This window comes from Acinetobacter pullicarnis (assembly GCF_006352475.1).
Lineage (GTDB): Bacteria > Pseudomonadota > Gammaproteobacteria > Pseudomonadales > Moraxellaceae > Acinetobacter > Acinetobacter pullicarnis.
In genome coordinates, this window is the sequence record NZ_VCMZ01000001.1 from 2,318,952 (window position 1) to 2,331,911 (window position 12,960).

The 12,960-nt window shown below is 43.8% G+C and carries 11 protein-coding genes; 5 read left to right on the forward strand and 6 right to left on the reverse strand.

The window, feature by feature from the left end; all coding sequences use genetic code 11:
* Positions 1-14: 14 nt before the first annotated feature.
* The 5 genes from FD716_RS18885 to FD716_RS10280 all read right to left on the reverse strand — a co-directional run bounded on the left by FD716_RS18885 (position 15) and on the right by FD716_RS10280 (position 6,461).
* Entirely contained in the window at positions 15-158 is a 144-nt protein-coding gene (locus FD716_RS18885; RefSeq protein WP_171477019.1) for a hypothetical protein, read from the reverse strand.
* Positions 159-403: 245 nt separating this feature from the next.
* Positions 404-2,599 (reverse strand): DNA polymerase III subunit gamma/tau, encoded by a 2,196-nt coding sequence (gene dnaX / locus FD716_RS10265; RefSeq protein WP_139852260.1) that lies wholly within the window; start codon positions 2,597-2,599, stop codon positions 404-406.
* Between the two features lie 123 nt (positions 2,600-2,722).
* Positions 2,723-4,030, reverse strand: a complete 1,308-nt coding sequence (locus FD716_RS10270) for a serine hydrolase domain-containing protein (RefSeq protein WP_407641885.1) — start codon at positions 4,028-4,030, stop codon at positions 2,723-2,725.
* A gap of 70 nt (positions 4,031-4,100) precedes the next feature.
* Complete coding sequence (locus FD716_RS10275) at positions 4,101-4,976, reverse strand: MaoC/PaaZ C-terminal domain-containing protein (RefSeq protein ID WP_139852262.1); 876 nt, start codon at positions 4,974-4,976, stop codon at positions 4,101-4,103.
* Positions 4,977-5,069: 93 nt separating this feature from the next.
* Positions 5,070-6,461, reverse strand: a complete 1,392-nt coding sequence (locus FD716_RS10280) for a 3-oxoacyl-ACP reductase (RefSeq protein WP_139852263.1) — start codon at positions 6,459-6,461, stop codon at positions 5,070-5,072.
* A 307-nt stretch (positions 6,462-6,768) separates the two neighbouring features.
* Here FD716_RS10280 and FD716_RS10285 point away from each other — a divergent pair, with 307 nt between their 5' ends.
* A complete protein-coding gene (locus FD716_RS10285) occupies positions 6,769-8,238 on the forward strand; it encodes an acetyl-CoA C-acetyltransferase (protein ID WP_139852264.1) in 1,470 nt (489 codons plus the stop codon).
* 94 nt (positions 8,239-8,332) lie between these two features.
* Here the strand turns inward: FD716_RS10285 and aceI are convergent, their stop codons facing one another.
* Positions 8,333-8,776: a chlorhexidine efflux PACE transporter AceI gene (gene aceI, locus FD716_RS10290; RefSeq protein ID WP_139852265.1), complete on the reverse strand. Its 444-nt coding sequence runs from the start codon at positions 8,774-8,776 to the stop codon at positions 8,333-8,335.
* Positions 8,777-8,862: 86 nt separating this feature from the next.
* Here aceI and aceR point away from each other — a divergent pair, with 86 nt between their 5' ends.
* The 4 genes from aceR (at position 8,863) to FD716_RS10310 (ending at position 12,903) form a co-directional block, all read left to right on the forward strand.
* Positions 8,863-9,747: an HTH-type transcriptional regulator AceR gene (gene aceR / locus FD716_RS10295; protein ID WP_139852266.1), complete on the forward strand. Its 885-nt coding sequence runs from the start codon at positions 8,863-8,865 to the stop codon at positions 9,745-9,747.
* 92 nt (positions 9,748-9,839) lie between these two features.
* A complete protein-coding gene (gene tal / locus FD716_RS10300; protein WP_139852267.1) occupies positions 9,840-10,823 on the forward strand; it encodes a transaldolase in 984 nt (327 codons plus the stop codon).
* A gap of 118 nt (positions 10,824-10,941) precedes the next feature.
* Positions 10,942-11,592, forward strand: a complete 651-nt coding sequence (gene leuE / locus FD716_RS10305; protein ID WP_139852268.1) for a leucine efflux protein LeuE — start codon at positions 10,942-10,944, stop codon at positions 11,590-11,592.
* 138 nt (positions 11,593-11,730) lie between these two features.
* Positions 11,731-12,903: a benzoate/H(+) symporter BenE family transporter gene (locus FD716_RS10310; protein WP_139853662.1), complete on the forward strand. Its 1,173-nt coding sequence runs from the start codon at positions 11,731-11,733 to the stop codon at positions 12,901-12,903.
* Positions 12,904-12,960: the final 57 nt, after the last annotated feature.

Sequence of the window (12,960 nt, forward strand, 5' to 3'; positions counted from 1 at the left end):
TTCTCATCTCATCCTTAAGGTGCACAGCGCTTAACAGCAGGTTTTGACGGATTCTGATCCGTTGGTGGCGCATCATCTGAGTCATTACAGGCAAGCAATAAGGATAAAACAGGAATAAACAACACAAAGCGTAAGCTTCGGGTGAAATCGGAAGGCATCTTCAAAACTCGGTCAGATTGAGCTAAACAGATTAGATTTGTTTAATGACATTGCTTTGACAGATATATGACAAACACATCCTTACACAGTAAAGAATAATGTGCTAGACCCGCTGTTGTTTGGTATTTAATCAGCAGAAAAAAAGTGGGGTATGCTCTTGGGTATAAAAGCTAATTTCTAGCGCGCTACCGCTGCACAGTAGAGCGCAAAACCGATAAATTATAAATCACAGCGAAAAACAGCATTATTTGATTTGAATATCGTTTAATTCGGCTTCAAAGGTTTCAACCAAACTTTTCACGACAGGTTCTTGATGCAGTAAATCAGTCGCACATTGAAAGGCTTTTTCTTTGCGTTGATTTTGCAAAATAAAGGGCGTGATTTCAGCAATTTCTTTGTATTCCACGCTAAAGCGCGTGTCTGGCCATTGATTGGACAATGCTTGCTGTAAGTCAAACTGTGCTTGCGCCAGTAAGTTTTCATATTGTTGAGTGGTATGAAATACCGATGCACCATTAATCTGCCCTGTCATCAGACCTTGCTGTGCGAGTTCTTGTACTGCTGGTGGTAAGCCACTGCTTCTAAACCAGTATTCCCACTTATGTACATCCCATTCACCATCCAGCTGTTGCGGTGCGAGTGCCAAAATGTCTTGTGGCATTTGCTTCGGCTGCGAGGTCGCGCCTGTAAGCGCTGCTTGGCTATTTTGCAAATGTGGCTGTTCGGCTTCTTGCTGGAATAACGGCTGATGCGCTTGACTTTGCTCAATGACTTGATTTTGTTCAACAACTGCGGTCTGCGGAACCATCGGTTGCTCTACGACGGCTTGCAACGTTGCATCACGTTGCGGATCAAGGAAAAATGCATCTTGGTCAGACAGTGATGCAATATCAATCGTGTGTAGTGCCGTTTGACGATCATCTGCGGCACTGATAAATGAGGTTAATGCCGGCGCTTCAGAGCGACTAGTGGTAGCTGTAGCAGCAACCGCACCCGTCGGCTCAAGTATTTCAGGCTGAACCACTGGGGCGACGCGCTCGATTGTCTCTGTCAAAGTCACGGTTTCAGCTGTATGTGTACCTGTTTCCAGTACATGATCGGCAGTAACATCAACCACATGATTCGGAACAGGACTCTCTTGTGCTGTCTCGTGGACAACCGCTGTTGGCTGAGAGGATGGCATGGCTTGTACTGCGTGCGTAGCTTTTGCTTGCGTACGCGGTGGTTGTACTGCTGTAGGCGCTGCAATAATGCCTTGCTCAGTGCCACTTGTTTCTGTTGGCGCTGCAACCGTGATATTTGACTCAAGTACAATTTGTGCAGATCCTCCCGTTGAGTAGGAGATTTCTTCAAGCGACAACGGACGGAATGCCAATAAGCGCAGCACCGTCATTTCAAAGCCTTGTTCTTGAGTCACCGCCATTTGTAAATCAGCACGGCCTTTACAGGCAATCTGATAGTACAGCTGTAAATCTTGTGCTGAAATCACCGCAGATAATTTTTTAATTTTATGGTTAATTTCTTCGCTATATTTCAGGCTTAAATCGGGTAAGTGTTGCAACAATGCCAACTCATGTAAAGTTGAAATCAGTTGATCTAGCACCAACGCGACATCTAAGGCTTGCTGCCTAAACTGCAACAGCAGTTGACTAACCTGTTGTTGTTTATTTTGGTGAATCGCAGCCAACAAATCATAAATAATACTGCGATCAATCAGACCAAGCATGTCTTTTACATCTTGGTGATGAATCTCCCCTTGACCAAAAGCAATCGCTTGATCGGTGAGCGACAAAGCATCACGTACAGAACCTTGTGCTGCTTCAGCAATTTGCCAAAGTGCATCATGTTCCGCGGTAATCGCTTCTGTTTTTAAAATTTGTTCAAGGTGTTGGGTGATTTCATCAACCGCCAAAGGCCGTAAAGTAAATTGCAAACAACGTGAAATCACCGTAATCGGTAATTTCTGCGGATCAGTCGTCGCAAATAAAAACTTAACGTGTGCCGGCGGTTCTTCCAAGGTTTTCAACAACGCATTAAAAGAATGCGTTGAAAGCATATGCACTTCATCGATCAGATAAACTTTATAGCGCCCTTGGGTTGGGGCATAAGGCACGTTATCGAGCAGTTCACGGGTGTCTTCCACTTTGGTTCGTGACGCAGCATCAATTTCGATCAGATCGATAAAACGACCTGCATTCACCGCCTGACAGGTTGCACACTGTTCGCATGGTGTTGATGTTACACCAGTTTCGCAGTTCAGACATTTTGCCAAAATACGTGCAATGGTGGTTTTACCGACACCACGGGTTCCAGTAAACAAATATGCATGATGTAAACGACCACGGTCTAGCGCGCTGGTTAAAGCTCGGGAAACATGGCTTTGGCCCACCAACTCATTAAAATTACGCGGACGATATTTACGTGCAAGTACCTGATACATGGATGCTCCTAGTGACAGGCATAAGGATACTGTGTTTTCAGCACAGTGTGAATCATTTCGACCGCTCTCCATGTAAGCAAAGTGCGAAAATCATGTTAATGCTCAAAAGCTAAGCAATCGCTCTCAAAACCAGCCCTTATGCCCTGTTAAAATTGCATCACTACAACGCAAGGCTTCTTGGCTCAATCCCCAAAGTCGATAATCCCCAGTAATCGACGCATCTGCAAAATTATGGGTATAAGCAATACTCAAACCTCGTTGAGGATCGCACCACGCACCCGATCCGTTATAACCCAAATGCCCAAAACCATGCTTGACGCGTTTACCAAGTGTAATAACACGGTGATAGCCCAAACGCCATTTCATTGGAATGGGCATGATCCGATCACGTTTATAACTTTGAATTTGGCTCAGTTCTGCGAATACTTCTGGACGGATCAGTTGTTGATCTTGCCACCGACCTTGATTGGCAAGCATGGCATAGACTTTGGCTAGACTGCGTGCCGTGAATGCCCCATTGACTGCCGGAATCATCGCCTGCAATCCGACATCACTAAAAAAGCTAAAGTCACGCATGCCCTTTGGAATCATCGCATCGAGGAAGTCTTGCGGATTTTGCCCAGAAAGTTCAAGCAGTTTCTCTGGAATCGTGGCTTTGTGTTTTTTACGTGCTTGCGCTGTAGCTGCCTCAGGCTGCGCCCCAGCGGCTGTTGTCGGCACTGTTTTCCGAATGGGCTTTGCTACGCGTTCAAGCGCTGTACGAGGTACACCAAAAAATGCCCCATCCAGCGCAAGGGTATCGACTAAATATGCTTGCATTAAATCTTTGAGTGGTCGTTGCGTGGCTTTTTCCAACAGCCCACCCACCAGCCAACCAAAGGTTAAGGCTTGATAAGCCATATCCTGACCAGGCACAAAACGAGGACGCGCCTGCTCAATACGCTGCAACATATGCGGCCAATCTGCCATTTCCGCAGCGGTCGTAATTAAATGGCGAATATCAAAAAGTCCACTCTGATGACTTAGAATATGTCGCAAGGTCACGTTTTCTTTGCCATTTTGAGCAAATTCAGGCCAATATTGCATCACAGGCGTGTCATAGTTTAAAAAGCCCTGACTGACCAAGATATGCGCCAGCGTTGCCAGTACCCCCTTGCCAGTGGAATAACAAATCGAGAGCGTATCTTCAGCCCAAGCCTCCGTCTGTGATTTTTTCCCTGTAAAGATATCAACCACCAACTGACCTTGAAAATAAACTGCTAAAGCCGCACCACCCTGTCCGTTACGCGCGGCTTGTAGTCGACTAAATTGCTGTGCAAGATCAATAAAATTGGGATCTACAAAACCGCTATATTGTTGTTTGTCTGCAAAAATAATATCCGTTAAACCACTCATGTCCTTTACCTTCATTGTTATTTCGGGCGGGTTCATGGCACAGCTGTCACTATATAAAGCCGCTTAATCCATCATGCCAAAGTCATCCAGACTTAAGCGGCTTATCTTATATTGCTTTAATACGCCCCGCCACATGTGGTTTTTGATTTTTCTGATTCCGAATGAGAAAATCAGTCTCTTGTTTTTGCTCTACGCTTAAAAACTCAACTTGAGATGGTAAATATAAAGGGAGTTTAAACCAAACATCCGCTTCATAAGCATCGCTTAAATTGAGACTGGCAAGTGCGTGTGCTTTGCTCCACATACCATGTGCAATGGCCTGTTTAAAACCAAAAGCTTTGGCAGTCAAAGCATGAATATGAATAAGGTTAAAGTCTCCTGAAACCTTGGCGTAACGACGACCAATATTTTCGGCAATGTCCCAGACACCCTGTAACTGGTAATCCGTAGGATTTTGTTCTGTCGCTTGATCTGTTTTAACCGCATTTGCCGCCTTTACAGAAAGCTCGGTTTTTTGGCGTGATAAATACGTCGTCACCCCTTGCATCACCACATCATCGCCTACTTTAGCAAGCGTAATAAAATCAAACTGCACCCCTTTATCATGTGGCTGTAATTCACCAAACTCACATGACAACGTCAGTTGCTCATTGCTACCGACTTTGCGGAACTGTTTAATTTGATTGCGAATATGCACTAAACCCAACACTGCAAACGGAAATGCTTCTTGTGTCATCATATGCATTTGTAAACTTTGCGAGAGTACAGCCAAATAAATAGCAGGAATATAGCCATTATTTTTAAAACCGCAGACTTGGTTATAGGCTTTTAAATGGTTTTGATCCACTTTGAACCCATCAACCTGATATTTAACTTGCGGTAAAATTGGTGCTACTTTAATTTTTTTAAATATAAGCCCTTGAATCACTTTAGGATAAGCAAAATAAGCTTTGGGAAGTTGACTAAAATGGCGTGTATTCATTTAACATTTCCTGTATTTTTATTTCGATGCACTGCGGATCCAAGCGATCCAGATAAAAAAGGGATGCCAAGGCATCCCTTTTAACACCAAGGCTTAAGCGCCAAGTAAGCTTTGACCACACACACGCACCACGTTGCCATTGAGACCGGTTGATGCGGTAGAAGCAAATAAGGCAATGGTTTCAGCCACATCGACTGGCAGCCCGCCTTGACTCATTGAGTTCATACGGCGGCCCGCTTCGCGAATCGCAAATGGAATCGCCGCCGTCATTTGTGTCTCAATAAAACCAGGGGCAACCGCATTAATGGTAATCCCTTGATCTAAGGTTGGTGCTGTGTATCTCACAAGACCAATCACGCCAGCCTTAGAGGTTGCATAGTTGGTTTGGCCCAAGTTTCCTGCAATTCCGGAGATTGAAGAAACACAGACGATACGGCCATTTGCGTTTAAGCCTGCATTGCCCAGTAGATAATGATTCACGCGCTCAATCGCAGCCAGGTTGATGTTAATCACCAGATCCCATAGCTCAGGCTTCATATTCGCCAAAGTTTTGTCACGGGTAATCCCGGCATTGTGCACAATAATATCAACCCCACCCAAAGCCGCTGCAGCTGTTTTGATTTTCTCACCCGCATCTGCTGCAGTAATATCAATCGCCAAGGTTGATCCAGAAATTTCACCAGCAACTCGATCTAAATCGGCTTGTTGCTGTGGTACATCCAAGCAAATCACATGTGCACCATCACGTGCCAACACATGCGCAATCGCTTCACCAATGCCACGACTGGCACCAGTCACCACCGCTGTTTTACCAGCTAGCGGTTTGACCCAATCAATATCGAGCACTTCTGCTTTGCTCACACGAAGCACTTGACCAGATACATAGGCTGAACGTGGTGACAATAAGAAACGTAGGCTTGACTCAATATTGGCTTCAGCACCAGGTTGTACATACAGTAATTGTGCTGTAATGCCCTTTTTAAGCTCTTTACCAACAGATTTAACAAAGCCTTCAAGTGCTCGTTGCGCAATCGCCTGTTGTACGGTTGTTGCGGCATCTGGATCGATACCCACCACAATCACGCGACCAGAACGTTGAATTTGACGTGCAATTGGATTGAAAAAGGCATAAAGCGCATGCAGTTGTTCTGAGCTTTGAATGCCTGAAGCATCAAATACCACTGCTTTAAATTTTGACTCTTTATCACCTTCATTATAAGCCCCGACATTTAAACCGCTTTTTGCCGCGATTTGCTGTAACTCTGGGTTATTGCCGCTATAACTATTGGCGTGAATATTGGCCAATACTTGGGTGATTTCTGCAGTTAAGCTGCTTGATGGCGCTGCCCCCAATAGCACTGCACCCTGAATGACAGGTGTCGCAGACTGAAAGCGATCTAAGTGAGTTGGAGATGGTAGGCCTAAATTTTTAATGACAAATTTACCAATTGGAGATTTTGCAAAGGCTTGGTATTGGTCACTCATGTTTTAATCTCTCAATAAATTAATTTTGGATGAATCTTCAGGGGGTTATCGCGACAGTTTAAGCTTAAAACGCCAATCGCTGCATTGTATCATTGGCTGTCGTCAGTCTCGTATTCCTGCGGCTGTACTTGATGTCAGATCGTTTTATCTAAATCGATTCATTTGTTTCGCTAAGATCATACTTGACTTGGCCCAATGATGTCTTGACCTGAATACATACTCAGAAGTCATTATAGTCAATACGGGCCAACAACAATTGTGCTAATGTAGCCATCAAGAAAGTGTTTGATATGCTTGGAAAAGCCTTATGAGCAAAACAACTCAAGACAATTCAGTCGTCGAAAATACGACGACTCCTTCGGTGTCAAATACATCAAAGTCAACTGGTCGTAGCAGTAGAAAAGCAAGCCCTCAACCCAAAGTAGCAGCCAACAAAAAGACTGCCGCTGAGGCTAAAACTGAACTTACACCAATCTCTGTTCCACAGGAAAAAAATATGAGTAACAATACAGTCCGTCGCGTTGCGATCATTGGTGGTAACCGTATTCCATTTGCACGTTCGAATGGTGCCTATTTTGAAGTATCAAACTCAGATATGCTCACTGCAGCATTAAATGGCCTTGTACAACGTTATCATTTAGAAGGTCAACGTTTAGGTGAAGTCGTTGCTGGTGCTGTTTTAAAGCATAGTCGTGATTTCAACATGACTCGTGAATGTGTACTCAGCACCCTCCTCGCTCCTGAAACTCCTGCTTATGATATGCAGCAAGCCTGTGGTACCGGCTTACAAGCGGCTTTTGCTGTTGCCAATAAAATTGCCTTGGGTCAAATTGAAGTCGGTATTGCAGGTGGTGTCGATACTACCTCCGATGCACCAATCTCGATTGGTGATGGCTTAAGAAAAGCACTGCTCGAACTCAATATCGCCAAAACAGCAAAAGGCCGTTTAAAAGCGCTAACCAAAATTAACTTTAGAGATTTACTCGAAGCACCTAAAAATGGTGAGCCACGTACGGGCATGTCAATGGGTGATCATCAAGCAATCACCGCACTTGAATGGGGTATTTCTCGTGAAGCGCAAGATGAGTTAGCCGCAGCTTCTCACCATAAAATGGCAAAAGCCTATGATGACGGCTTCTTTGCTGATTTGATCACGCCATTTATGGGCGTCGAAAAAGACACCAATTTACGCCCAGACTCTTCTGTTGAAAAACTGGCTAAATTGAAACCGGTATTTGGTAAAGGCGAAGCAGCAACCATGACTGCTGGTAACTCTACGCCACTCACCGATGGTGCCTCTGTTGTGTTACTCGCCTCTGAAGAGTGGGCAAAAGCCAATGGCCATGAAGTGCTTGCTTACCTCAGCTTCTCTGAATCTGCTGCTGTTGACTTTATTGGCAAAAGAGAAGGTTTGTTAATGGCTCCTGCTTATGCCGTACCGCGTATGTTGGCACGTGCTGACTTGACCCTGCAAGATTTCGACTACTATGAAATTCATGAAGCCTTTGCATCACAAGTGCTTTCAACCCTAAAAGCTTGGGAAGATCCTAAATTCTGTAAAGAGCGTTTAGGCTTAGCAGCACCTCTTGGTTCAATTGACCGTAGTAAATTAAACGTAAAAGGTTCTTCACTTGCAGCGGGTCACCCCTTTGCAGCAACTGGCGGTCGTATTTTAGCAACCGCAGCAAAACTGCTCAATCAAAAAGGTTCTGGTCGTGTTCTTATCTCGATCTGTGCTGCTGGTGGCCAAGGTGTAACGGCCATTATTGAAAAATAATTTTTTAAAGCGCAATAAAAAACAGCACATGGGTGCTGTTTTTTATTGCCTGTGTGTCCCGACTCAGAATCACTGAGTCGCTCATCACGCAGATTTAGGCTGTGCCGCTCAAGCTTGATTTGGTATCGTTAGAAAAATAACGAGCTTCAATCACATCAAAGCACCATTGGAAAATAAAGGTATAAACCAAAATACAAGTAGTCAAACTTAAATCAAGTAAAATTGCTTCCCACAAACTCATGTTCATTGCATAAGCCACCATCGGAATCGTTACCAGCATCAATCCACCCTCAAAGCCGATTGCATGCAGTATTCGCACTCCAAAGCTACGCTTAAACTTTCGCTTTTTTTCTAATTTTTCAAAATAATGATTAAAAATCATATTCCAGATGACCGAGGTAACCGCCATCGCCACACCTAAACCACCGGTCACCTCTAATGGTACTTCAAAGATAAAACTTAACGCGATTGCAATGATGACCAGAAGGATAATCTCATAGCTCAACGCATGAACGATCCTTCTTTTGGAAATCAACATTTTAAATACTCTATTACATAATTAGATCGCCATTCTAATGTATTATATTGATAATTCGAGTTAGAACCTTTCATAAAGTTTGATAGATGAATATTAATCAAGAACAACTCAACATTTTCAAGACCGTGATTGAGACCGGTTCATTTTCTGCAGCCGCGCGTAAGTTAGGCAAGGTTCCTTCTGCCGTGAGTATGTCGATCGCCAATTTAGAAATTGATTTACAACTCAATTTATTTGAACGGGTGGGTCGCGAGCCAAGACCCACCCCCCAAGCAATGACCTTATATGAAAAAACAGATCAGCTCTTGGTTGAAATCAATCAATGGAAGCAACATGCCTTTGCGCTCAGTGCCGGGCTTGAGTCGTCACTCAACATTGTGGTGGTCTCTGAGCTCTCACACACCCATTGGACTGGCTATATCGCCTTGTTAGAACATCAGTTTCCAGAACTTCAAGTCAATATTTTTTCGGCCCCCCAAGAAGATGCGGTACAACTGCTGCACGATGGCGCAGCGCAATTGGCCATTATGTTTGAACGCGAACAACTGGCCAGTAGTGAACAATTCGTTGAGTTAAAGCGAGAAACCTTGGTTGCTGTCGCCGCAAAAACCTTTAACCTCGCATTACATTCCAGTGTCAGTTTTGAACAATTATTACAAAGCCGACAAATCGTAGTGGCAAGCCGTGACCGCGCAATCAAACCAGAACTGCTCTATTCAAAAAAGTATTGGCGTACAGATAATCACTATTCTGCTTGCGCATTAATTACTCAAGGTTTGGGATGGGGGATTCTTCCACTCGAAATGTTTAATGAAAATCCGAACTTAAAAAAACAACTGAAGTATCTAGACCTGGCAGACTTTACCCCAAAATTTGAATACTACGTCGACTTGGTTTGGCGACGTGAAAGTCAATTGGGGGCGGCTGCACGCTATTTGATTGCACACATCCGCGCCAGTAGAAGCAAATAAATCACATTATTTCCCAGCTTATTTCGACAAAGCATGGCTTTGCCTGTGTTATAAATACAGCACAAATATTTTTAATTTAGAATTTCACAGCAATGACTCAATCTGCATTTGACCAATTACAAGCCATCACAACAATTGTTGCTGACACTGGCGACTTAAAAGCCATACAACAATTTCGTCCACTTGATGCGACCACTAACCCATCTTTGATCACTGCTGCTGCAACACAGCCTGAAAATCGTGAGCTGATTGAAGATGCCTACACCCAAGCAAGAAATGAAGACTATCAAAGCGATGAACTCATCGAGCGTAGCATTGATATTTTGACGGTCAAACTGGGCGTGGAAATTTTAAAATCGATTCAAGGTCGTGTCTCGACAGAAGTCGATGCTGCCCTGTCTTATGACACCGATGCAACCGTTGCCAAAGCCAAACAATTACTGGCGCTTTATTCAAGTTATGGCATTGATCAAAGTCGTATTTTAATTAAAATTGCAGCCACGTGGGAAGGCATTCAAGCCGCAAAACAACTTGAAGCCGAAGGGATTCACTGTAACCTCACCCTTTTGTTTGGCTTAGCACAAGCCAAAGCCTGCGCCGATGCTCAAGTCACACTCATTTCACCGTTTGTTGGTCGTATCTTAGATTGGTATAAAAAAGCTGAACAAGTCGATCACTACCCGATTGAAAAAGATCCGGGTGTATTGTCGGTTAAACAAATTTATCAACTGTACAAGCACAACCAGATTAAAACTGAAATTATGGGCGCCAGCTTCCGCAGTATTGATCAAGTACTTGGACTGGCAGGCTGTGATTTACTCACGGTTTCTCCCGCATTACTGGCAGAACTCGCACAAGATCATCGCCAAGTGAGCCATCAACTCCTAAGCCAAGCCAGCACTGCCGTTGAGGCCGATTTCAAACTCGATAAAGCCCAATTTAAGCAACAACTCGAAGCAGATTTGATGGCATTTCAACTGTTGCAAGGCGGGATCGATGGCTTTATTAAGGCACGCGAACAGTTAAGTACGCTGTTACGTCAATCTTTTGGCATTGATGCAGAAATTAAGGCATAATTTAAGCCCTTTGGGGAACAGTCGTTTGTTATAAAGACATCGAACGTTCTTCTATGAAGTCGAGCATTCTATTAAGGGTGTCTCGACTTTTTAATTCGACAACCTTTGCGAGTACAACGTGTTTGGCATCACTGATCTTCTCAGTTATATCATTGGGACAATTTTTATTGTTATCCTTCCTGGCCCGAATTCAATTTATGTCATGTCAGTTGCATCACGCTTTGGTGTCAAAACTGGATATACCGCTGCGCTCGGTGTTTTTACCGGTGATCTGATCTTAATCTTGTTGACGGTTTTAGGAGCTGCGTCGTTATTACATGCATTTCCTTGGCTTTTTGTCTTATTAAAAGTCGTAGGTGCCAGTTATTTATCTTATTTAGGGATACGCTTAGGGATCGCAGGGGTTAAAACTTGGCGCAGCAGCAGTAAAAACAGAGCCACCGCAGCACCAGTGAGCAGTAAACAATTTCATCCTTATCGAACTGCGCTCACCATTAGTTTGCTCAATCCCAAAGCCATTTTATTTTTCTTGTCTTTTTTCATCCAATTTGTCGACCCGAACTACCCTTATCCAGCCATAAGTTTTGCACTTCTATCGGTTATGCTGCAAATCGTTAGTATGAGTTATCTCACCTTACTGATTTTCTCAGGCATCAAACTCGCGCAATACTTTAACAGGCATTATAAAGTTGCTGCCGTCTGTGTGACTGGTGTTGGCCTAATGTTTTGTGGCTTCGGCATCAAACTCGCAACTTCGACCTTGACCTAACGCTCTATTCAATACATTTTTGCGAATCGCATAAAAGAAATCAGATTATTCTATTTTCCGATCAATGCTTTTCGCACTCCCATCAAATCGGTATGATCAGCGTTAAATTTTAGCGTTGTTCAATATAAGCCGTTCATGATCCGTAAATTATCCCAAGATTTTTCAGTGCCAGCCGTATTCGCAGGCTTTATCACTTTTTTAATTGGCATTAGTGTTTCATCAATTTTAGTGATTCAAGCTGCACAAAACCTGGGAGCAAATACAGCGCAAATCAGCTCATGGTTTTGGGCATTGGGTATTGGCATCGGACTCTGCGGTCTATTACTGTCCTGGAAATTTAAATATCCAGTGGCAACCTCTTGGTCAACTGCGGGTTTGGCGCTGATCATCGCCAGTGCCAGTGGCTACAGTCTTGAACAAGCCATCGGTGCATTTTTGATTTGCGGCCTACTCACCGCAATACTCGGCTTTTTAGGTGTTTTTCAACGGGTTCTTTCCTATATTCCGCAAAGTCTCACCAGTGCAATGTTGGCAGGCGTTTTATTAAAGTTTGGGATTGGCTTATTTGCCAGCCTACAAAATAGCTGGGCTTTTATCCTTTCACTACTCGCCATCTATATTTTGTCAAAACGCCTTTGGCCACGTTATAGCATCGTTATTACTGTGATTGGCAGCTTCATGCTCAGCCCATTTTTCTTAGAAATTCAACCGCTTCACATTCAATGGGGCTTGACCACACCAATCTGGACGACCCCAGCTTTTAGTTGGTCTGCCTTGTTTGGTTTAGCCCTGCCACTGTTTGTCATCAACATGGCATCGCAGTATCTCCCAGGGATTGCCATGATTAAAAGCTATGGTTATCAACCGCATGTCAACCAATTGATTGGTTGGACTGGCTTTGCGCAAACGCTATTGGCCCCTTTCGGTGGCTTTAGTATCAATATTGCAGCAATTAGTGCTGCCGTAAGCTTAGATGATCAAGTCCACCCAGACCCGAGCAAACGCTATATCGCAGGAATGAGTTGTGGGTTGTTTTACATCATCATGGGCTTGTTTGCAGCAACCCTCACCAGTTTATTGCTCTCTTTTCCAACGCTGTTTATTGTGGCTTTGGCCGGTATCGCCTTATTTGGCACCATTGGTCATAACATTGCGATCGCCTTTCATGATCTGCAAGAACGTGAAGCGGCCTTAATGACATTTTTATTCAGTGCTTCTGGGGTACAATTCTTTGGTATTGGTTCTGCATTTTGGGGTTTATTGTTCGGCTGTGTGGTTTCATTTATTTTCAAATTTAAAGCCAAAAAATAAAGCAGTGTGGCAAGATGGCCAACACTGCTTTATTGAACGAGTTTTTAATTAAATCTA

Bases quoted from the DNA above. Each gene is read 5' to 3' on its own strand.
- tal (WP_139852267.1), top strand. From the start codon at position 9,840: ATGACTCAATCTGCATTTGACCAATTACAAGCCATCACAACAATTGTT.
- FD716_RS10270 (WP_407641885.1), bottom strand. From the start codon at position 4,030: ATGAACCCGCCCGAAATAACAATGAAGGTAAAGGACATGAGTGGTTTA.
- FD716_RS10285 (WP_139852264.1), top strand. From the start codon at position 6,769: ATGAGCAAAACAACTCAAGACAATTCAGTCGTCGAAAATACGACGACT.
- FD716_RS10280 (WP_139852263.1), bottom strand. From the start codon at position 6,461: ATGAGTGACCAATACCAAGCCTTTGCAAAATCTCCAATTGGTAAATTT.
- aceI (WP_139852265.1), bottom strand. From the start codon at position 8,776: ATGTTGATTTCCAAAAGAAGGATCGTTCATGCGTTGAGCTATGAGATT.
- FD716_RS10275 (WP_139852262.1), bottom strand. From the start codon at position 4,976: ATGAATACACGCCATTTTAGTCAACTTCCCAAAGCTTATTTTGCTTAT.
- dnaX (WP_139852260.1), bottom strand. From the start codon at position 2,599: ATGTATCAGGTACTTGCACGTAAATATCGTCCGCGTAATTTTAATGAG.
- FD716_RS18885 (WP_171477019.1), bottom strand. From the start codon at position 158: ATGCCTTCCGATTTCACCCGAAGCTTACGCTTTGTGTTGTTTATTCCT.
- aceR (WP_139852266.1), top strand. From the start codon at position 8,863: ATGAATATTAATCAAGAACAACTCAACATTTTCAAGACCGTGATTGAG.